Raw genomic sequence first — 23,178 nt, 5'->3', positions numbered from 1 at the left:
CAATTCGCTATCCGCGCACCTGACCGCGCAGCGCTTCGGGGATGTCGCCGTGGGCCACGGCCGCCGGGTCGAGTACCTGCCAGCCGTCGAGTTCCAGGCCGTCGCCGTAGTCCAGGGCGATGCGCTGCTCGGGCCACACCAGGGCGAAGGGCAGGCCGTCGATTTCTTCGGCGTCGTCGTCGGCGTGGGGGGCGTTTGCCTGGGCCAGGGCTTCAATGGCGGCGATGACCTGGGCGTCGTATTCATCGTTGGGGTCGAACTGGGATAGGCAGTCCTGCCAGTAGGGGTCATACGTGGGGGCTGCGGGGGCGTCGTAGAGCGCGTTGATGTGCGCTGGCGGGTTGGTCACTACCTCGCAGACAACCCGGTTGCCTTCCAGGCCTATCAGGTTGCTTACTGCCAGGAAGGTGTTCCAGTTGTCTTTGTTGTCTTTGTGTCCGGCGTCGAAGATGAGGTGGATGTCTGTGGTGGGGGCGGCGACCAGGAAGACGGAGTCGTCGGCGATGCGCACCAGGATTTTGTTGCCTCTGATGACGGAGCCGCCGCGCTGGACGAGCACCGCGTGGGCTTGTTTGGCCACGCCTTGCCAGCGCTGCGGGCGCGGCTCGCGCAGCAGGTCGATGAGTTGGCTGAACGGGTCTTTGCGCACGGAGGACAGTTCGTCCGCGTTGGCCAGGCTGCGTGCGGAGGCCACGGTGGGGGTGGCGGGGTCGTACCAGGAGCGTTGGGCGCCGTCGCCGTTTTCGTAGCGGCCCAGGTCGTCCCAGGTCAGGGACCAGACGATCCAGTCGTTGTCGCGCAGCCGGTTGCGCCTTTGGGCGTCTTCGGGCAGTTGGTCGCGGTGGTAGGTGTAGCCGTCGAGGTAGACGGCGATTTTGTGGTTGCCGCCGCGGATGGTTTCGAAGACGAAGTCTGGGGTGGTCCATTCTTGGTGGACCTGGGGCTTCATCATCCATTCGGTGCGGCTGGTCGGCGAGGTGATGCGCAGTTGTTCGGTGCCGGCTTGGGCGATGGTCTCGACGCTAAAGTTCTGCTTTTTTAGCGCTTCGCCGAGCAGTTCGCGGAAGCGGATTTCCAGGACGCTTTCGGCGCTTTCCTTCGGGGCTTCCGCACTGATCTCCCAGGTGGCTTCGGTCAGGGCGGCAAGGCTCATCCGGCCATCGGCTTCCCCGGGAGCACCATGACTATCGACGCCGCCCCCAGCAGCGCCCACAGCCCCAGCACCGCCAGCACCAGCGGAGCCAGCACCAGCGCCAGCTTCCACATCCGCCAGCAGGTTGTAGAGCACCTCCGCCGCCAGCGCGCGGGAGGTCTTGTCCGCCTGCCCGCGCAGGGCGAAGGGCAGCAGGCACTTGGGGCAGCACAGCTGGTCTTTGGCGGCGCATTCGCAGGTGGATACCACCTCATAGGCGGCCAGCAGCATCCTCCGGATGGTGGGGGCTTGGGCGAATTGGGTGAGGTAGCCGGTGCCGCCGGGGACTTCGTCATAGATCAGCAGGGCTTGGGGGTTGGCGCGCAGCTGGGATCCGGCGGGTTTGGGCTTGGTCACGGTGGCCATGGTGATGTGTTGTGGTTTGCCGCCGAGCATGCGGGACAGGCCTAGGCGCAGGGCGGCGGCGAAGGTGGGCAGCGCGGAGGTGTCGCGGGCGGTCATGATCGCCGGGATGCTCAGCAGTAGGCCTTGGGTGTTTAGGGTGCGTGCGAGGGCGAAGTGTTCTGGTGCGGGTGGGTCTTCCAGGGCGGTGGCGGGTGTGCGCCGGGAGCACCAGGGGCGGTGTCCGCGGCGGGAGTCTTCGAAGGGTTCGGCGGGCACGTGGCCGCATTCGGCGCAGACTTCGAAGAGTGGGGCGTTGACTTCGCCGCCGGCGATGTGGAGTGGGGATTGGCCTTGTTTGCCCAGGTTGAGCCAACTGACGTTGACGCGGCGCAGGTCGGTGACGCCGAATCCGGTGCCGGTGGTGTACCAGGTGCCGCGGTCGCCGCCGTCGGGGATGGTGAGGGTGACGGCTTGGTTGAAGCGGGTTTGTTTGCGGTCATCGGTGGAGTCGGTGATGGAGGCCCGGTCGCGTTGGACTTGTGCGGAGACTTTGGTCATGGGCAGCACGGGCAGTCGTTGTTCGGCGCCGCCGAATCCGGCGCTGCCGCACCAGGGGCACACCCGCGCCGGCGCAGCCCCGGCGGTGTCTTCTTGCGCGTAGGAGCAGTCTGGGCAGATGCGCCAGGTGCGTGGCCGGTTGTTGTTGGTGATTTCTACGGAGTCGATTCGGGCGGCGATGCCTTTGGCGTAGAAGGTGGCCCCGGGGGCGAGTTCTGTGATCGCGGAGGCGAGTCCGCGGGTGTAGGTCTGGGGGTCGATGGTCATCTCGCCCTTGTCGGGGTCGAAGGTGCTCACGGAGACGGTCAGTTCGACGGTGTCGTCGAGCAGGGTGAAGTTGGGCAGCAGCCCGTAGAGTTCGAGGGCGTTGATCCAGTATTTGTCGGTCAGTTCGCTGATTTGTTTGCCCACGGCGCGTTGGGTGGCGCGGGCGTTGCGCCGTTCTTGGTCGGCTTCTTGGTCGCGTGCGTTGCGTTCGACGCGTTGTTCAAGCTCAGCGGCGTGGGTGACTAGGGCGGCGCGCCGGGCGTGGAGTTCGCGCAGTTCGGTCAGCCACCTGTCGGCGGCGCGGCGGACTTGGGCGGCCAGGCCGTCGGCGTCGTTGCTGTGGACCCAGGAGCTGAGTTCTCCGGCGTCTTCTGGGGTGATTTCTGTGCCGAGGGCACTGATGAATCCGACGAGGACGTCGTGGATTCCGCTGCTCACCCGCTCGATGATCCGGTCGGCCAACGGGGTGTCCTGCTTTTCGACGCCCCCCTCGCTCACCGGCGCGAACACCCCGCGCGCGTCGCGCACATCGCCGATGTCCATGGTGTCGAGCACCCGGGCGATGAATTGGCGGCGCAGGATTTCCCGGGCGCGCAGGAACGCCGAGGGCGGTTCGACGGCCCCGGCGATCATGGTCAGGGGATCGTCCAGCACGGTGAGTGCTTCGCCGCGGCCTTGGATGGTGGCCAGGATCAGGGAGTTGCCGCTCAAGCGCCCGGCGCGGCCCACGCGTTGGACGTAGGAGGCGACGCTGCGTGGCAGGGAGGACAGCATGACGGTGGAGAGGTCTCCGATGTCTATGCCCATCTCTAGGGTGGGGGTGGCTACCAGGACGTTGGGGGCGTCGGGCGCTGGGGTGCCGATACCCCGGAAGGAGTCCTCTAAGTCCTGGCGTTCCTTGGTCTCAAGCAGGCTGGTGTGTTCGGCCGCCACGACGGAGCGCGGGTGGGAGTTGCGGTAGAGCTTGCGGTAGTAGTCCTCGGCCGTGGCGGCGGGCTCGAGGGTGCCGGTGCAGCCGACGACCCAGCAGGGTGCGCCGCGCAGCAGGGCGTGCCCGTGGGGGTCGAGCCCCATGGTTGCGGAGCAGACGGTGCAGCGCAGCACGGTGCCGTCCTCACTGCGTGCGGCAACAATCCGGCTGGCGGGCAGCGCGTAGAGGGTGGTGTTTTCGTCTGTGGTAATCGCATCCAGGATGCCGCGGTGGGCCAGCTGGTCAAGCAGGTTGGCCACGGCCGCCCCGGCGTCGTAGGGGGAGATGTCCAGGATCCGTGCGGTCCACTGGGCGTAGCGGTCGGTTTTGCCGCCGATGTTGGTCACGGAGCGCTCGTCCTTGGAGCCTCCGCCGCGGCGGGGAAACTCCGGCGCGCCGCCGGGCGGGAAGGCGGGCACCCCGCTGGCGCGCGCGGTGGTGGTGTTGAGCAGGTAGGCGTTGGCCCCGCCGCGCAGGAACCTGCCCAGCAGCGGGGTGTTGATGCCCCCGCGCAGGCGGATCAGTTCCAGCACGCCGCGCGCCCAAGCAACGCGGCAGGCACCGGGCCGGGTGGTAAAAAGCGTGGTCTGTTGAGCCACGGCGTCCAGGGCCGCTTCCGCCGCGGCATCCAGCACGGCGTCGGAAGCACTGACACCGACTGTCAGCGTGCCGGTCTGCGTCAGGGAGCGCGGCAGGTCGGAGCGCTGGCCGCATTCCAGGGCCAGGTCTAGTGCCAGGCGGTGGGTCACGGCCTTGGGCACTCGTTTAGTAATGCGCCCAGACCAGAAGGGCTTGAAGGACTTGTAGTCAGCCATGGTGCGCGGCAGCAGCTCGAAGCGGCGGCGGGCATCAGTGCCCGCGGCGGCAACCAGGCCGTCAACGATGTGGTCCAGGTTAAGCCCCTGGTCCCCGGCGCGATCCACCACCCCGGTGATCAGGGTGCGCAGGCCGAAGGCGTGCGAGCGGGCTTGGACAAAGCCGGCGCGGTGGGCGGCGTCCTGGACGGAGTCGGTGAACACCAGGGTCTTTTTCTCTGCGGCGTCCAGGCCGGGCATGCCAAAGAGGTTGGACAGCGCCACGGACAGCAGCGTGGCCACGGATGAGCCGATGAAGCGGATGGCGTCGCGTTCCCCGCAGGCCGGGCAGGTCTGCGTGCGGGCGTGGTCGGTGAGGTCTTTGCCGCGCCTGTCATAGGTAAGCACGGGGATGGTGGTGGCGGCGTCGCGTTCTTGTTCGGTGCCGGGGGTGTCTTCCAGGGTGCCGCGGGTGGCGTTGAACCAGGCGAAGCCGGCAGCACCGTTCGCCGCACCTGCGGTGCCGGTGCGTGCGCGGGCTTCGGGGGTGGCGTCGATAAGCGGGCGCATCCGGGAGGGGTCTGTCAGGGACAGGGCGCGGATGGTGGCGGGGTTGAGTTCCAGGGCGTCGGGGCTGTTGGGTTCGGTGGCCACTGACCAGCCGGAGCGCCCGCAGTGGCGGCAGTAGCAGGCGGGCAGCCACACGCCGCCGCCGGGTGCGGACTCGCCGGAGGTGGGCGTGGCGTCGGGGCGCGCGGCGGTGGCGGCGGTATCGGCCCAGCGGAAGGCGGTGTCGTCCGGGCGCGGGGAGGTGTCGCGGTCGACGCGGGAGACGTCGCGGACCCACAGGTGGAGCTCCACGCCGGGGATGGATTTGCCTTTCCAGCCGCTGCGGGCGGTGAGGCGCGCGCGGGTGTCTGCCAGGAAGGTCAGCAGGATGCGCATGACTTCTTCGCGCGGCAGGGTGCGCGCCGCGCCGAGGGTGGCGGTGGCTAGCTCGTCGAGGTGGCGGATGGTGGTGCCGGCGGTGATCAGCTGGGAAAACAGCGGGTGGTGGGGGTAGCGCGCGAGGATGCTGTCCAGCTCAGCGCTCCCGCCGAGGAGCTTATCGACGACCGCTCGGCGCACCACCTCCACGTACGGCTCGGCGTCCTTCCCTTCCGTGGCTTTCTTCACCGCGGCAGCCAGCTCGCCCAGCTCCGCGGCGCTGGGGTGGGCTACCTTGGCAGCTTCGCGCCCATATTCGGCCTCCATGGCCCCCTGCCACTGGGGCACGTCCAGCAGGCGTTCGGTGATGATGGCCTCCGGGCCAAAGGTGCGGCCAAACACCGTGGCGGCGAAGGTAAGCATGGCGGACGGGTCTGCATCATTGCCCAGCGTGGCGGAGGTGGCCACCGGGGTGATCGCCCCCAGCGGCGCGGCACCGCTGGTGATCTTCTGGCCGCGGATGTCCGCCAGCATCAACCCCAGGCGGCGCAGCAGCAGGGCCACGTCGGTGCCCTGGGCGCCGTCATAGGTGTGGAACTCATCGAGCACCAGGTATTGCAGGCTGTGCGCAGACGCCTTCCAGATGCCCCGATCCGCCGGGCGCAGCAGCAGCTGGTCGAGCATCTTGTAGTTGGTCAGCAGGATGTCCGGCGGGTTTTTGCGCAGAGTGTCCTGGTCCGTGATCAGGCTGTGCGCAGACACTGTGGTGGCGGACCCCGTGGCGGAGTCGCCGGTGTAGATCCCGGCGCGCACCCCGCCCAGGCGCGGGTCATCCGTGCCCGCGATCAGCCCGGCCAGGCGGTTCGCCTGGTCTGCGGCCAGGGCATTCATGGGGTACAGGATCAGCGCCTTGACCCCCTGTTTTCCTAAAGCCGCCGCGCGCCGGGCGTGGTCCAGGATGGGGTACAGGAAGGATTCCGTTTTGCCGGAGCCGGTGCCGGTGACAATGAGCGTGGGCTGCGGGGTGTGCGCCCGCCCGGTGGCGTCCTGGCTGGCCAGGCGGGCAAAGGCGCGCGCCTGGTGGTCATAGGGCACAAAGCCGCGCGGCAGCCAGCCGAGCGTGTCCTGCCAGTTGGTCGCCGGGGCGTAGGGCAGCCGGGTGCGCACGTAGGGCCCGTAGAACACCCCGTGGTCCGGGTCTTGGAGGAAGCCCCGCAGCCGGGCCGCGGTGTGTGGTTCTGCCAGGGAGAAGCTGGTGGTCAGGTATTCAGAAATACCTTTGTACAGGTGCTGGCTGGCGTGCGCTGGGCTCAGCGCCCCGGTGGCAGTGGTGGCTGTCATGATTCTTCCGCGACGTCCTTGTTCAGCAGGGGTGCGTAGTGGGCGTAGGCGGCGCGCAGGTCCGCCTCCCGGTCGAGCACGGCGAAGGGGTACTCGAAGGTGTAGGTGGCGCCCGATTGCGGGTGCACCCACGTGCGCTGCTCGCGAGTCAGGGTTTCGCCTGCGCGCAGCTTGCGTTCCAGCTTAGCGACGTCCCCCGCCACCAACCGACCGTTCGCATCGAACAGGTCCGCACGGTCATACTTGCGCATCACCGGGAACTGGGTGCGGTAGATCGTGCACAGTTCATCGGTGCTAATGCCCAGCGAGAGCGCCGCCATGGCATCAATGTTGACCTGCGCTGCCCGGCGCGCCTTGGCCTTGCGCAGCGGCACCTGCGGCGTCCACGGCGTGCCCGTCATCTCCTCCCACAGCGGCGCATAGGCCTCCGTCAGGCAGTTGAGCTGGAGGTATTGGTAGGCCATGTGGTGCCACAGGGGGTTGGGGCGGCCGAGGGGGAGGGATTCAAACTCAGGAGCACGTAAGTTTGCGGTACCCATAGTGCGTATAAAAAAGTCACTCAAAATCCCAGAAGCTATCGCCCCTGCGAAACACAAGCTTTCACTATTGGAAGAGCCGGTGGAATACACCCCATCAACGTGTGTAGATCCCGGCGGGATGATCACAGAATACAGAGTTCTAAACCCTGTATTCGCGGCCATCTTCCTCCACGCGATGCGGTAAGTGTGCGCCACGCGCACGCCACCCCAGTAGCCGAAGTCATCGTCATAGCTCGGGTGCTCGATCCTATTGGGCTGGTAGGCCGTGGCGGGGATGAAGTCGAAGGGCAGGGCCTCCAGGTCCACCTCGGACCAGTCCTGGTTGTTGCGCAGCGTGGGGTTGGGCTCCTTCTGCATCGGCAAGCTCACCCCCAGGTGCGGTCCCTGGAGGATCACGTCCTGCCAGGTGGCGGGCACCGCCCAGCCGGTGTCAAAGTAGCCCTTCTTCCTGTCTATGCTCTCATCCCAACCACGGGAATAGCTCAGGCACAGCTCCCGCATGCGAGGTTGCGCGGCGAGCTTCGCCAGCACCCCGGCTGCCTGGCGGTTGACGGTGTAGACCATACGGGCCTCATCGATCGGCGTGCCGGGATCCTCCAGGATGGAGTGCCAGACCTCCAGCTCTTCCTCGTCCACGGTGATGATCCGGTCCCGGTGCGGGCGCAGGTCCCAGTTGTCCTCATCGTCCCGGAACGCCGGAGCGGGACCGCTGCCATCGTGGACCAGAGAGTCTGTAATGGTGCGCGGGTGATGGACACCGGAGGCAGAAAGGAAATTGACGCCTTGCCGACGTCGTGAATACTCGGCAACCACGAAGTTCTTTTCGTCTCGGTTAATGTCGAACAGGCCCAGTTTGTTGGTAATGTTCCACATCCGCCGGAGACGATGGTAGGCCTGCTTACGCAAGGGGCCCGCTTTAATCTCGGTGAAGAATGAGCGCGGGTGGATCAACCCCACCGCGCCATGCTCGGAGGCGTTCTCCCACGTGCGCTCGATGAAGCCTCGGTAGAGATCTGGCTGCTGCTTCTCCAGGAATGGGAATTCCGTGATGGAACTTAGAATCTCCGCGGTGGCCAGGGTTTCCGTCAGGCCCGCGATGATGCCCGCCTCCGCCTGTGGGTCCTCCATGAGGACGTCCGCGCGCTCCTTTTTGGCCGCCTGGGTGGGCTTGTGTGCCAGGGAGAACCACGGGTCATACTCAGAGCGCAGCGCATCCACGTCCGTACGCGGGCGCACCCACGGCGGGTTGCCCACCTGGAGATCAAAGCCGCCGCGCTCGAAGACGGCGGCGAAGTCCAGGTCCCAGTGGAAGAAGCCTTGCGCGGCGGCGATGTCCTTGACCACCGCGATCTAGGGGTGCGCGTCCAGCACCGCGGCGTGGCGCTTGGCGCTGGTGGTGGTCAGGTCCACGTTTTCGGCGGCGGTGATCTCCGCCCACGTGGGGTGTTGGCCCAGTTTGAGCTGGGCGGGATCGTAACGCTTCTTCTCCTTGGGCACCACGCCCAGGATGTCGTGGAGGGTGGCAATCCATTCGTCGATAGTCGGGGCCGTGTGTGCCTGGTCGACCGGCCAGAACCACAGGGCGCACCAGGCGTCCATGACCAGGCGCAGGCGTTGGTAGGCCGAGTCCGGGTCGCCGAAGAGCGTCTGCTCAATCTCCTCGCGGGTGACCACGCGGTCACGTGCCTGCGGCTCGTGGCCGGGGAAGGCGATGTCCCGGCGGGCCTGGTCTTCGGCGATGCGCATGCGCACCAGCACAAAGGACCACAGGGCCTCTACCCTGCTGGCCAGGGCCTGCAAGTCTTTGATCTGCGTCTTAGTCAGCTTCCGGGTGGTCTCCTTGGCCCACGTGCGCAGCGCGGCCGACTGGCTGGAAGCAATGGCTTTGACGTCCTTGTTGTTTGCCGCCGCGCCCCAGCCCTTGGCGGGAAGCAGGAAGTGATGGATCTGCCCGGCCACGGCTGGGTCCTCCGTGCCCGCGGCGAGGCTGCGGGAGAGGTCGGCGACGGGGCGTCGATAAGCGGGAGAAAGGAGGTATTGCTTATTGGCAACCTCGGAAGGCGAATACGTCTTACGCAGCGCGCCAATAAGGGAATTACCGCGGCGCAAATGCAAGCCAAACCACGGGGCCTGCAACTGGGCGGTCATGGTATCCAGCCACAGGGAAATCTCTGCAAGCTCCACCGCCGTGGCATTCAAATCCACCCCATAGACCTGATGCAACGCAATATGGGCCTTCACACTTTGCAGCTGGGCAGAATAGTCCTCCGCCGCAATACGCTGACCCGTGTGCTCCTGATACAACTCTAAATACAGCGCGGCCAGCTGGCGGACTGCCTCCACGGCAAACGCGCCCGAGCCCAACGCGGGCTCACAAATACGCACCTCTAACACGTCCGTGTGCTTTTCGAGGCGGCCCTCCTCACGCATCACCTCAATGGCCTGCGCAACCGTAAACTCCGTGAGCACCTGCGGTGTGTAATACGACGCAGAACGCTCCCTATCGCGCGACGACTGCCGGAACACAAAACTCCCCGGCGCATACCGGCGCGGGCGGGTGACCGTCCCACCATCCGGGCTAGGCACCTGCTCCACCACCACACACTCCTGCGGCAAGCCATCAACCTGGGCCTCCGGGACCACCCAGGAACCCTTGTGCGGATTACCATTAGGGGCCACCTCCACCAGGGGTTGCGTTGCCACAAAACCCTGGAAACTCATCAACCCCTCATACACCTGGCCCAGCTGCGAGACGCCCAAAGAAGCATAAGAAATAAAGCCACGATCCCGGCCGCGGGTCTCACGCGTCATGAGCAAATTGACCAACACCGTGTGCAGCGCACGATTAGACAAGCCCACACTGGTAATCAACGGCAGCGCATCCGGCTGGAACAAATCCGCCTTCAACGAACGAAATTGCAGCGCCGGGGCAGCACCCTCAACCGGATCAGCTGGGGGTTCGGGAGAGCCGGCGTCGATAAGCCTGAACAACACCCGCAACGACTCATACAGATGCGTGCCCTCCTCCTGAGCCACACCCACCGGCTCATGGACAATCAACTCACGAATCCGCGCCAACCCATAACCAGAGTCATACTCCGGCGTACCCACCGGCAAAATAGCCAACTCCGGGCGGGTCTCCGCAAAAAGAACAAACAAAATCCGATACAAATAGCGCAACGCCTCCCGCGTCAGCTGCGCCCCATCAACCTTCAGTGGATCGCCGCCCTGGCGGGCCACCCGAGACAACACATCATTGCCCAACACCTCAATAGACTCACGCACCGCCACCCGCAGCGTCTCAGAGACCTGAACCGAATGCTCCAACGACTCATCCAGCGTGACCTGCCACCACGACTCAATACCCGTCCCCTGCGGGCCGCGCTGCACATTCTCCCGACTCAACGCCACCGCAATGCGCGCCAACTCGCCGCGCACCTTAGTATCCCCGCGCTCCAGGGCAAGAGCCACGTTAAAGGCCAGGTAGCGGCCCAAATGCCACGAATCCTTATGCGCCAAGAACACAAACGGGCCCGCGAAAACCACGATGAGCTGCGGGGCCTCCACGCTGAGGAACAGCTCGCCGATCAGGGCGGCGGGGGTGCGGGGTTCGTGCTTGGTGCTTTCGTCTTGCTGCGGTGGCTGCTCGGGCTGCGTGGGCTCTGGTGACGTGGCTTGCTTGGGGCGGCGCGCGCTCACCGCCACCTCGATGGCCGCGGCCTCATCGGACAGCGCCTCCTCGGAGGTCAACACCGGGGCGTCGAAAGCCATCACACCCGGGGCACGCCACAGCGGGGTGGTCAGGAAGGTGCCGTGGGCGGTCTCCACCGTGGTCGGAGTCGGCTGCCCATAGCCCAACACCTCGCGCAACTGCGCATTAATGGTCGCGGCGTCACCCGAAGTCATGGCATTAAGCAACGTGGAGCGCTGGGACTTCAGCCGATCAAAAGCGCCCGGCTGATCCTGCGCCTTCCACTCCTTGATGCAGGCGTCCACCCGCGCGCCGAAAGACTTCCCCTTGTCATCGGTGGTGAGGTAGTAATCGCTAATAAACTCTTCAACGTTGATGATGGAATCAGAATGCGCCATGAGAGTTCCTTAAAAGTCCTGCGTGTGGGTTGTTGCTGTGTTCTCGGCTGCCGTGCTTTCGGCGGTGCTTTCGGCGGTGCTTTCGGCGGTGCTTTCGGCGGTGCTTTCGGCGGTGCTTTCGGCTGCCGGGAGGATGACCAGCACCGGGCGGACAAACGTGTCCTTGGGCTTGAGCGATTCCGCTAGCGCACGGCCCGCCTCAACCTGCTGCCTGCGGCGCACCAAACCCGGAATGCGAGTCATGCCTTCGGCGCTGTCCTCCCACCGCTCGGCGCGCCGAAGATAATCATTAATCCGCTTATCCGCCTGCTGCGTGGCGGCGTACCGGGGCAATTCCATTCGCCCGCTTGCGGCATCGCAGGCATCGCGCACCCACTTCTTTGTGTCTTCCGGGATCTGCGTGTCCCCGGTGTTGATTGCCTGCTGCGTTAAGCCCAACTGTTCTAAGGTTTCGGTGGCGTTTTCCACCACGGTCACCTCCGGGCCAAACCAATCGTCCTTGACCAGCATGAACGAGCGCGTAACCACCTGGCCGCGCACATTTGTGATGGTGCCCAGCGCAATGAGAATGCGCTCGCCATGGTAATGCTCATTTGTGGCCAAGCTGACCGCGGGAATTTCCCCACGGCCCATGGACAACAGCGCGCGCTCCTGCGCCCACTGTGTGACCGGGTGCAGCGGGCCTAAGAAATGCGCCAGCGGCCAGGTTGTAGAGGACTTTCCCGCCCGCGCCATGTCCAATTGCAGTTGCCCCTGCTCAGGCGTGGTGGCCAGCGCCAAGTCCTCCTTGACGCGGCGCTCGCGCACGTAGTCCTGCGGCAGGAAATCCAGACGGCGCTGCAAATCCACCGGCGGGCGCAAATTAGCGGTGCCATTACTGTGAACCTTGAAGGAGACTCCCCCATAGTCTGGGCCTCTCGACGGATCATCGAAGGCCTCCGCTAGCGCGTCCGTCAGGTAATCAATCTGGTGCTCAAACAAGGAGGTGCGCTGGAGTTCTTCTTCCGGCGCGTCGCTTGATGCGCTGTCCGGTTGCCCCAGCGCCGCATTGTTCTGCTTGGCCAGCTCCTTGTTATTCAGCAAAGCCAACAGCTCATCCTCAAAGTCACCATGAGCAAAGTCCTGCGGGGTGGCCACTGCCGCGTTGAAATCACGCTGCCCGCGCACCACATCGCGGATCACCGCCTCCTCCCCGGATTCGGAATACCGCCCCATCAGCGGAGACGCATCCCCGAGCAGCTTGTGCGCTTCATGCTCGCGCTCCACCAGGCGCGCCAACACGCCCACATCGCCCGGCATATCCGGATTCTGCGGATCCAACAACAAAGTGGCAATCGCCGGGCTTGTGCGCTGCCCATAACGGTCAATACGCCCATTGCGCTGCTGAATGCGAATCAGCGACCACGGAATATCAAAATGCACCAAATCATGACACTGCGCGTGCAGATTCACGCCCTCACTGGCCACATCCCCCGTGACCAAAATGCGGATCGGCGACTCCTCCCGCTTGAACGAATCGATCACCGCCATTTGCTCCTGATCGTTCATTCCGCCATGCATGATCTCTACCGCACCGGCACCAAGACCAAAATCCTTGCTCAAATTGTCCTGCAACCACCGCAGCGTGGCCACGCGCTCCGAAAACACTACTGCCCGCGTGGGGGAATGCTTGCCGACGCCTATCGCGTCCAAGTAGGCACGCAACTCCTGGTACTTCGCGGACTTTTTCGGCGTGATTTCTGCGTTGAGTTTTTGGAGTTTTTGTAATGCTTGGGCCTCCTGCGGGCGTGATTGCCCCAGGGTGCGCAGCCGGTTGTGCACCGTCTCCTCCAGCGCGGCAGGGCTAGACAAGAACGCCTTGAGCAGGGTCCACGGGAATAGCCGGTCCGCGCCCGTGGTGGCTGGGTTATCCATCCACGTGTGCTTGAGCTCCGCCAGCACGGCGTCTTCTTCCGGGGAGGCGGGCACGAGGATATTGCGCGGCTCTGCGCGCTCTGCCCAGTCCGCGCCGACCTCATTGGCCACCTCCGGGGAGTGGCGATGCCGGCGAATAATCAACCGTTGGGCCACCTCCTGGTCGATGGTCCCGTCCGGGCCCACGCTGGTGGGCTCCAGCAGGCGCAGGATCTCCTTGAAGGAATCCGGGTCACCATTGTGCGGGGTTGCCGAAGCCAGGATCAACGCCTCCGTCGTGGCAGCCAGCGTCCGAGCAAGCTGGTTGTTCTGCGTAGAGCGGTTAGTGGCGTTGTGGATCTCATCCATCACCACCACGTCCCAACGCACCTTCTCCAGCTGGGCGCGGTACTTCGGGGACTTCAACGTATCCAGGGAGACGATCACGCGGGGGAAGTACGTGAACGGGTTGCGCGAGGCCGGAAGCTTCTGGCGCACGCGCTGCACGCCCTGCGAGTCCAGGCGGATCAGCGGCAGCGCAAACCGCGCCCACAGTTCCTGCTGGAACTGTTCCAGCACGTGCCGAGGCGTGACCACCAAGATGCGCTCCCCGCGCCCCCTTCGAACAAGTTCGGCAAGGATCATGCCGATTTCTAGGGTCTTGCCCAGGCCCACCGCATCCGCCAACAGCAGGCGCGGACGAATATTAGTCACGGACAGCGCCTTACGCACCGCATCGCGCTGATACCCCAGCGGGTGCATGAGCATCTCCCCCGAGACCTCAAGGTAACTCTGGTACAGCGGCACCGGAGTGTTGCGCAGGATTGACTCCACCCAGATCCGCGACTTGCGATACCGCGGCGACTCATCCGCCACCACCGTCACCTCACGCGGATCCAGCACCTCAAGCGTGGGCTCCAAGGCCGTGTAGAACGTTGCTTGCTGATCCTTGACGTACTCCGACATCCCCCGCACGTGCACCACCTGTCCCCCATCTTCTGATGGGCCCACCGAGGTGACCATCCATTCCTCGTCGCGGGCTAGGACCAGCGCCCCGGGGGCTAGCGAGTCAAGGAAGCTGGTTGTAGGGGTCTCACGGGTCATGCGGTCTAGGGTAGTGGGTCACACTTTGGTGGCGCAGGGGGATGGGGTTTGGACAGGACGAAGTCCTTCAATTTTACAGGAATAGGCGCCAAAATGAATTTTCACTTAGGGAATGCAAGTGCAGCAACAGCAAACATTTTATTCAGATTCTGCACCTATCCCTTGGCAATTATTATCAGAGATCAATCCTTCCAAAACGTGCGGCCAATTATTTCCTGCGATCGCCACAAAAATGTTGTAGTATGCCGCTTCCCTCTTGAGTTTAGAATCGCTAATTATGTACCGCCCAGCCGCAATATGAAAGGCTATACCGGTAGAAATAATCGGTAGTAAATAGACTACGGCAATAGCGGCTCTATTATTTGAAAACCAAATCCATGACCCGATGTCCAGCAATAATACCATGATGATCATTACTCCCAAAAGAAATTCCAGCCAAAATCCGGACATCTGACTTCTTAGGTTTCGAATCAGTAGGCCCATACCGAGCCTTGCCACATCATCCGCCGGAACTGGTTGTTCGTCGGCCAAGGCCGCCTTCTCTTTTTTGAGGAGCCGGAACAAAACTATTGGTCGCCACAACAAGAGTGTCGCACATAAATATAGAAGACACAACGATGATATAAAAAGTGCGTTCCGTGCCAAGCTTCCCAAGTCATACTTTTGATGATAAACAAATGTTAAAACTAGAAAAACAAGAAAAGACACAACGAAAGCTCCTCCTAAAATGAGAGGAATTGCCACTGTATGGAAGCGTTTATCCCAGTTTATGAGCAATCCACCCGACTGAAGAAACCTCGCTTTGGCCTTAACGCGTTTCCATTCCTCGCGGTTAATATCCGCAATCTCCTGAATCGTCGAAACCTGAGTATAGGACATAAAGTAGCAAATGGCAGAAAATCATCCTTTGCGGCCTGCTTAATTTTCTCATCGAGCGATAATTTTCGAAACCAATATCCCTGTGCCATTTCTAAAGACGTGTAAAGTATAAAAGCCCCTGCAAATATACAAACTATTTGTGAAAGATCCCACTCGTGCAAACGTGTTATAAAGCACCCGTATCTTGTGCCCCATTCACCCCGGTACCTTTCGGCTAAATCCCATGGAGAACAACCGACTAACCTAGTCTCGCGTACCATTGAGTACCTTATGAGGATAAATAGAAGTATCGTAAGGAAAACCAGTATTGCTTTAGACACATTGCCGTAATCGCTGCCACGTTTTGCAAGTTCACGACTTAAGAAGATTTGAAATGCACCTATTAGCGCCACCGCAATCGTCACCCATAGGGTCATTGGCCCGAAAATGTCGGATGCCTTAGAACGCCATGTAGGTGAATAAAGATCCCCAAATAGTGTATCAAACAAACCTAAGAAAAGAAAGATACCCAAAGCCCATAATATGCCTCCGTTGAAAATGTTCTCGTTGGCTGCACTGAGTTTTGCGCCCTCATCGTCCTTAAATAATGCACTCACAGGTCTCCCCTATCGAAACGTCGCCTCCCAGAAAGACCTACACGGATTAGGTGTGTGTGCAGGGGATCCAGGTTCTGTATCAGATACTCTACAGCACCCACGGCGTACATGACGCAAGTTTTTAAGTCCTCGATAGCAGGTCCGTGTTTGAGGGAGCAGCTCGGCCCCTGCAAACAGGCGCAATCCTAGGCCCAGTCAAGAACCATAACCACACAACGATAGGTTTTCATGGCGTAAGCCCTCCCCTGGGTTCATCCAACAGGTTATATTTTTGTATTATCTAACGCTGCTACTTCAATCAACTACGTTAAGGAAAGGAAAGCATGGCTCATTTGAAGTTTGTCGAATCGCGCCAGTTATGGGCATCGTACCTTGAGGGGCGCGTACTAGATTGGCTTGGAACCTCTGGATATGGAGGAGAAAGCCGTTTTTTCCTCCCACCTGCATACATCAGAAAGGTCCACCTTCTTTTTGGGTAAATAAGGTAAGCCGCGAAGTCGATTGCCTCCGGCCCAGAATATTAAAAGAATGACGTCATTCCTCGAGTCTAGCCCGAAAGAAGTATCCATTTAATTGGTTCTTCGGCTTTTGGAGTTAATTGGTGTCCGCGTGCAGACCTCCGAAGTGAAAGAGGGACAGCAGAATGTAGTGCCCAATGTTTCGGAAACCTAGGGCGCTTCCCTGCAGGTGATCGCCTCTGATATTGATCCCTTCGTCGGGACCGCTGGATGCTCCGGTGCCAAAGAGCGCCAAGATTTCCTCGCGGCGACGATGGAGGGAACGCCCCGGCTGGCGTAGTTCGTCCATTCCATCAGGCACTCCTGTCCGTAGATTGTTGATGATCTGGGTCATTGTGGTCCCACCGTGTGTGCGCGGTTAGGGTCGTTGTAGCTGCTTGGTAATACCGCCGGGCCCCGTGCAGGCGGATATCACTGGAATCGGTGACCCATAGGAAGCCAGGACGACTTTTTCCATCTTCGCCAGCAACCAATATCGGGTAAGAGTACCGTGCGGTTCTTATTGAGTAGATTTATTGGTGTGCCACAATTGCCACGCGTTGCTTGAAGAGATGAACCCCTCCCCTGCACGTGCGACCATTTCGAACATATCCATAATTCGTATTGTACCCGGTAGATTTTCTTTGACAACTGATGCGTAGCCGGTAAACCCGTCGATCAACAGGTTGTGTGACTTTCTTTAAGCTCGCTGATCAATGTGCCGTTCAAACCACTATCTGAGCACGTCATCAGATCTTCCGAGCACTGGGCCAACCAGCTTGGCTGACCCGGACTGGTTGATCACCGCAGTCAGATCACCAACTACGATCATATAGTTCGATAAGCGCCCTTAGCCTGCAGGTATGACTCCATGCAAGGCAATCAGCCTCGAGCAGTTCTACCTGATCGATCCGGTAGTGGATCTTTTCGGTAGGTGGGTTTTTGACTTTGAATTTGATCAGGTCAGACGCCACATGCCACAGTCAAGGCCGAGGCCTTGGCCAACGTGGCTGACTCCTACCTCGCAAATACATAACCGCTGCTGAGTCCAGTACGCCATACGCTTTGTGACTCTGGCACCAGGGTCCGTGCGGGAAAGGTTCGCCTGGAAGATCTAGCGACCGCATTGCTGGCTGTGCAGCTGAAACGAAGAATACTGACGTGGAGCAGTATTGGGTAGCCAGCTTGTGGTAGAGCTGTCGAGCAGCGTTTGACCTTTATCGCGGTACTTGTTTTCTAGCTTATAGGCGGGGCAATGAGGATGAACATCAATGGGATCGGTGTAGATGTCCGTGAAGTCCTTGTTAATTGCAACGCCTGTGAAGGTCGGCTTAAGCGTCTGCCGCACGTTTAGGTGACATCTGATCGTGCTTGCCTGGCAGGCCCAGGCCTGGAAGGTTGATCCTCATGGCAAGCCGTAACCCTATTAGTTTTCACGATGATGTCGTGCGTGTCGCCCGCAACCGCGAACTGAGAGTAACGATCGAAAATACCGCGAAAGCTTTTGGTGCCCACCCCGTGACGCTTACAAGGCGGCTCCGGCGCGCCGACATTTCACCAGGCCACCCGGCCCATCCAGTCACGAACTGAAAAAGTGCGGATCCGTGAGTTAAAGAAGCGCAACCGGCTCCTCGAGTAGGATAACGAGTTCGTGCGGTGTGCAGCGGCGTATCTGGCGCAAACAATCCTGTCATAACAACGATGTATACTTGCTCGTTGCCGAACTCGCCGCTGACGCGGTTGCCGGCAGGGTGTCGTGCCGGATATTTAAAAGGCCGCCCGCCGGCCCTACTACCGGTAGTTGGCAGTCCCCACCACGCCCCGCGATTTCGTCGAGGCGTAACGTGCGAACGCGCTGTTCGACACACACCGCGACGACCCCGAATTCGGGTCCTAGCTCCTCACCGACGAAGCCCGTAAGGCGGGTGAGACGATGACCGAATCGAATCGCGTGGACAACCGCGTCTGGAAAACAGCTGGTGGAGTGCGTTCGACAAGAAGCTCAGCACCAACGGCAAGAAGCCAGCTCCGCCGGCCCATGACGATCTTTCTGCGCCGTGGTCCACCTAGGACGGGCGCACGCGCTACTTGTTCGCTGCCAATCCGCCCGACGAACTCTGACTGGTGGACATCAGCGAAGACAACACCGCAGAGACAAAACTCTCCTCCTGCTGTGCCATCAACGACGCCTTCAGGCGGCGACGTCGTAAGCTAGTCCATCGATTCTACGATAAAGGCCCGCCTTGCTGCTGAAGCAGTCGATAATGCCACCCGCGATGCGCAGCGAGGTCACCGGCTGCATCGACTACTCCGCTAGGAGTATCCATTGTCGCAGTCGGTAGTTGTTGCGGGGCCTGACTGCTCACGACATGGTCGGCTCTCATGGGCAGGGTGGGTTCGAACGGCGACGATGCGACCATGGAATCGTTTTTCGCTGTGCTGCAGAAGTACAGCCTTCGACTGCCGCTGCTGGACTCCCGTGGGTAACTGCGCGGCGCGGTGTTCATCTGGTTTGAGCGGGCCTAACACCGTCGACGCCGCCAAAGCCGATCCGGCTGGTTGACTGCCTTGGAATTCGAAACCATCATCAACGCGGCCGCCGCACTGGCGGCGTGACTACAAACTGTCACCTAAACGAGCAGCAGACCCCCGTCGAGGTGAGTCGGTAGCCACCATCACCGCCGCCTTGGGCTGCAAACACGCAGATGGAAAATGCGATTCGTGGCGTTGAACGGGTGCCGGTGGTACGTGGGTAGGGGCCAACGCCTCTATACTTGCTTTGTGCAAGCGTTTTCTTCGTGGTTCACATCTCAAATTGGCGTGTCGTTGTTGGTTGCCCTCATTGCCCTGGGTGGTGTGCTTGTCACTACGTGGTGGAACAATCGCGCGGCCGACGAACGACGCCGAGCTGACCAAACGGCGGCCGACAAACGACGCCTGGCTGACCAAGCGGCCGAGGACGCTAGGCGTAAGGCCGACGACGACCGACGTGAGCAGGAACGCCGTGATCAACTACAACGTGAGGATTTGACACGACAACGCCGGGCGGTGGCTGAATGTATAAATGTTTTCAAGGAGGAATTTCCCGAACTTGGTAACTTACGAGTGGGCATTCCAGTCAACGACCCAGATGAAGACGGTTCTAAATTTAGACAATATGTTGTTAAAGGCGAACAACTACTAGGATTTTATCGCGCAATTATACGCGGGCTTGATTTTGCGGACCTCGAGATTTCTAACGCGCGAGTAAGGACTGCCGTTCGCAATTTAAGGGAAAGTACTAACGAGGAATACGGGGAATTACTAAACGCTGAGGGTGAGGGGCAAGATCCCGTCGGGGTGATCGCTATGGGAACGAATGCGATAGGCCCAAAGATGGAGGACTCACTTAGAAAATTGGTTGATGTTGCCTCGCAGGAGTACTTAGATGTTTCTTGTAACAAGGAAGACTAAAGAGGCTCTTCGGAATTAAGGGTGTGCTTTCTACCTGAAGCCACCTCATTCGGGGGGCTTTGCGTGATGTAGTTGTGGATATTGAAGAATCCAATGGCGGAATCCTGCATGCTCTCGCGTCACCCGTTAATGGCTTCGGTAGGTCCGTTGCTGGTTTTGGAGTGGTCGAAGTAGGCCAAGATGTCGTTGTAGTGTCTTTTTAAGGTGGGTCCCAGTTTGCGTATATCAGCAATTTCGGCTGGGACGTGTTGGGTGATCGTTGTGACCAGACCTTAGAAATACGATTTTACTCGTTGGCGGTCTGCGCGACACCATTTCGTGATGGGGTTAGTAGACACCCAATGTGGCTTCAACGCATACATTCGGTAGGTGGTCGAATTGGACGGTGGTACGATGTTCTTGGATTGGGGTGGCTAGGCGAGCACCTGTCAGCAGTCTTCATCGAGTCACACAGAACGCGTCATTTTGCAGTCTCGGTGCCCTAGGGTTTCTTGCTGAATGCGTTGTAGGCACTGCTCGAGGACACTACCGGCAACCTGAACCACGTGAGAAGGGTCCATCACAGACTGTGCATCAGGTAGCTTCTCCACCTTCTCGATTTCAAATTCGCTTAGTCCCCTCATCTCGACGATTTCGACTCGTGGTTCTAATCATCACTGTGAGCGGAGAACCGGCGGGCGAAAACAGCCTGTAAACCTCCAGATACCTTATCCAGGAGTCATGCCAGTCCCGTCCAGTTGCTCACAGCAGTCAGATCGATAATCACGTTGACGTACTTATTTGCACCTCTGCGGCGCCAGACATGCTCATCGACACCGATCATCCTCACTCCTGCCGGCCGTACCGGTATTTATCAATAACCTGCGCGTAGCCTCACCAGCAGCAGTGTTCACGGTATACCAATCAACATCAAGATGACTGGCGGTCTGCTTCCTGCTCGTCCTAACTATGACGAGCGCATTTCAGTCCCCACACCACCGTGGCGCGAGACAAACACACCAGGCTAGAGCGGCCCGGCTCATTTCTTGCCGCCACGGCCTGGCACACTCATCGAATCTGCAGCGCGTTACACACGCGACCAGAGTTGTTCGGCGTTCACCTAACGGGACGTGCGTCAATTTGCGAAAAACACTTCTACGGCTTACCCCTTGTTTCCCTCACGCAAGACCCATGGGTCACGCGTTGCCTGCCGACACTTTAAATAGGCATGATCAGCGTCGATGCGCTGCCCCCAACGAACAGGACTGCGCTTTTTAAACGCCTAGAAAAGCCATCAAACTAGGGGGTCGAGCACGTAGGTAGGACACGTGAAGGCCTCAACGGTAAATGAACTAAAACAGCCCTATCCTGGCATGCCTGGACCCGTCGAGCCCACCCTCACGCCAAGCGTCGTTCCCGCAGGCCTACACACCAATTTCCCAATAGCCATACATATTTCCTTACATTCCTCGTTTTGCCTTCTATCACGATATACCGTCTAGTGAGAGCCGAAGTCAACTGGTTTCGCGAAAAAGAGGCTTGTCCCTGAACCGTGGCGGCACCATTAAGGACCTGTGTCATTTCGAAGGTGTTGCAGTTATCGCCGAACGGACCTGAGGTCCGCATTAGGCTTAGTGGCATTCTCCAGTCGAGGGTTGCTCCGCAAATGACTGCGAACCCAGTCCGGGTCCCCGGTATATCTGTATTGCCTCGTGGCTCTAGCAAACAAATTTATGATCTGCGAAAGGATATAACATATTCGCCATGGAAAGCCATCTTGTTGCGTAGCACCTCTTTTCGAGATCTACTATACTTAGTCTAAATCTTTTATAAATAGTCAGAGACTAGCCTCTGCGCAGAATATTAGCAAGAACGAAGAGCTGAGCGCGGCCCTTTCGAGCGGACCATTTACCGTCCAATAAAGATCTGCCGGTACATCAGTGTGAATCAAATTTAAACCTGTACCCGCCATAAGACCTTTTCACCTTAGAGGGCGTACTCGGCAGATCCCATAATTCAGCACGATGATTTAATAGTTCAAAACGGACTTTCGGGGCTAGCTGTTTTCGGAAGATTACTGGCGAAGCAAGAGCATAAGTCAATCTCAAACGACACCGACACACGGCCGCGTCGAGTGCTATTTCACATTGATCGACATGAGCAAGCCGAAGATTTGAACTGGAAGCCGCACGTCATAAAGCTGCCATAGTAAAGAAGTCTGGCGATCCTTGTGTAGTCTAGCCGCCTTACGCTTTCCCTTTCAAATGGCCATCGGGCGTCCAGGCCCAAAAGAATAAGTGTATCCTTAAGTCAATGCTTCGGCTTTGGAAGCGAGACATCAAGATCCCATAAAATTCCGTGAACGACCCCTTGACCAGGATGGCAATGAATAGAACCAGCCAAACCGCGAACAAGGTATGTTCCGATTCATAGCGGTCATCGAGATCCTTAAGGCAGTCGCCAAAGAATAATAATTTACAAAGTGATAGTAACAGCACTATCGGGAATTTTATCCATGCCCCATTTCTTAAATTTTGCTATATCTTCCAGACTCCCATGCCCCGCAACCCCATTTGTAAATATTAGTGGAACTACTATTTCCGCATCAATTTCTCGAATCACCACGTGATGTAGAGCTACCGTGTTACAATTCTTAAGTTGCTGGAAACCAGATGTTGTATGCAAATCGGATTGCACCATATATACACCGCCCAGAATTGCATTATTATCCAATTCGAAAAATGGAAATTTGCAACCATGTATCGCGATTATATTAAAGGTACTCGTATTGCTAATTGACGTTCGCCCTCCCGAACGTACGCCCCGCATGAGCATCATTCCCCAGATGGTAGATTTGACTATTTCTATCCCTTCCCTTGCCAGAATATCATACATCTGTAGAGTCTCAAAATTATTTTCCACCATACTTAACGTTCCTGTTCCAGAGATGGAAGAAAATGTACTACAAGCCATGTGCGCTTGATTTTGTTTAAAAGAAAAGTTGTCTTCAAATGATATCGTCGAAAAGAAGGTAGATTTGTTGAATTCGTTATTTTTAGCCTTCAAGTTGCCGAATCGTGAGTTAGATATCATTGCAACGTTGTAAAATTTCGAATCTCGAAGTTCAAAGCTGTTATCGATTTTAGTGTTGAACACTGTAAAGAGTGACTTAAATTTACACCCCACAAAGCTAAGCTTCGACGCTTCCATATCTTCAAACAGTGCTTCTTCCTGGAATTCTACGTTTCGGAATTCAAATTCACACTGTATCCACGAGTTTTGTGACAGGTCGTTATCTTCAGAAGATTTGGGTCGAGTCCGAAAAGCTATTTGTTGGAGTACTTCTCGTTGAACTAAGTAGTCGCTACGATTTTCCTCAGATGACAAAGCATCGCAGATGACGGTTACTATGTGTTGATTCTGTGTAGGATTCTCATCAGCGCAATGTGCCAATCTGTCTATCCCAATCACCCGCTCTATACTTTTGGGTGATCGCAAAAGTGTTAAAGCATCTATTAATCCTTTATCAAAGAGTCTGCGGATCTCCAATTCGGTTTTAGCTAATAGAGCATTGTGGTATCTTATCTCGCGTTCTTGAATTAGCTTGTTATCTCTCCGTTCCTGCCTTTTGGATATGAAGTCAATTGATTGAATTATCGGGGATATTAATGCGCTAAAGGTAGCGATCATACTACAACCTTCCACCGGCTAAGCTGGCCTTACTTAATTTACCTTGACGCTTGCTAGTTGGGTTT

Annotated in this window: 10 protein-coding genes; 1 reads left to right on the top strand and 9 read right to left on the bottom strand. The window is 59.1% G+C overall.

Annotation, left to right across the window (positions count from 1 at the left end; genetic code table 11):
- Window positions 1-7 precede the first annotated feature (7 nt).
- The 6 genes from LH390_RS11555 to LH390_RS00260 all read right to left on the bottom strand — a co-directional run bounded on the left by LH390_RS11555 (window position 8) and on the right by LH390_RS00260 (window position 16,346).
- Window positions 8-6,394, bottom strand: coding sequence for a DEAD/DEAH box helicase (locus tag LH390_RS11555; protein WP_269961713.1), 6,387 nt, complete (start codon window positions 6,392-6,394; stop codon window positions 8-10).
- Window positions 6,391-8,277: an Eco57I restriction-modification methylase domain-containing protein gene (locus LH390_RS11610; RefSeq protein WP_346344289.1), complete on the bottom strand. Its 1,887-nt coding sequence runs from the start codon at window positions 8,275-8,277 to the stop codon at window positions 6,391-6,393. The genes LH390_RS11555 and LH390_RS11610 overlap by 4 nt, the downstream gene beginning before the upstream one ends.
- Window positions 8,278-8,283: 6 nt before the next feature.
- Entirely contained in the window at window positions 8,284-11,022 is a 2,739-nt protein-coding gene (locus tag LH390_RS11605) for a DNA methyltransferase (RefSeq protein WP_346344288.1), read from the bottom strand.
- Between the two features lie 9 nt (window positions 11,023-11,031).
- Window positions 11,032-14,019: a DEAD/DEAH box helicase gene (locus LH390_RS00270; protein ID WP_227337377.1), complete on the bottom strand. Its 2,988-nt coding sequence runs from the start codon at window positions 14,017-14,019 to the stop codon at window positions 11,032-11,034.
- Window positions 14,020-14,157: 138 nt separating this feature from the next.
- A complete protein-coding gene (locus tag LH390_RS00265) occupies window positions 14,158-14,898 on the bottom strand; it encodes a hypothetical protein (RefSeq protein ID WP_227281145.1) in 741 nt (246 codons plus the stop codon).
- A 1,190-nt stretch (window positions 14,899-16,088) separates the two neighbouring features.
- On the bottom strand, window positions 16,089-16,346 hold the full coding sequence (locus tag LH390_RS00260) for a transposase (RefSeq protein ID WP_227281146.1): 258 nt from the start codon (window positions 16,344-16,346) through the stop codon (window positions 16,089-16,091).
- A gap of 2,426 nt (window positions 16,347-18,772) precedes the next feature.
- Between LH390_RS00260 and LH390_RS00255 the strand changes: the two genes are divergently transcribed.
- Window positions 18,773-19,444, top strand: a complete 672-nt coding sequence (locus LH390_RS00255) for a hypothetical protein (RefSeq protein WP_227326830.1) — start codon at window positions 18,773-18,775, stop codon at window positions 19,442-19,444.
- A 119-nt stretch (window positions 19,445-19,563) separates the two neighbouring features.
- Here the strand turns inward: LH390_RS00255 and LH390_RS11630 are convergent, their stop codons facing one another.
- The 3 genes from LH390_RS11630 to LH390_RS00240 form a co-directional block, all read right to left on the bottom strand.
- A complete protein-coding gene (locus LH390_RS11630; RefSeq protein WP_227288309.1) occupies window positions 19,564-19,677 on the bottom strand; it encodes a transposase in 114 nt (37 codons plus the stop codon).
- Window positions 19,678-19,890: 213 nt separating this feature from the next.
- Complete coding sequence (locus LH390_RS11625; protein WP_353057200.1) at window positions 19,891-20,076, bottom strand: hypothetical protein; 186 nt, start codon at window positions 20,074-20,076, stop codon at window positions 19,891-19,893.
- A gap of 1,822 nt (window positions 20,077-21,898) precedes the next feature.
- On the bottom strand, window positions 21,899-23,113 hold the full coding sequence (locus tag LH390_RS00240) for a hypothetical protein (RefSeq protein ID WP_227281149.1): 1,215 nt from the start codon (window positions 23,111-23,113) through the stop codon (window positions 21,899-21,901).
- Window positions 23,114-23,178 lie beyond the last annotated feature (65 nt).

The sequence above is a fragment of the Corynebacterium uberis genome (assembly GCF_020616335.1).
GTDB classification, from domain to species: Bacteria; Actinomycetota; Actinomycetes; order Mycobacteriales; family Mycobacteriaceae; genus Corynebacterium; species Corynebacterium uberis.
Note: the sequence above shows the minus strand (reverse complement) of the source record. Positions and strands in the feature narration are given on the sequence as shown.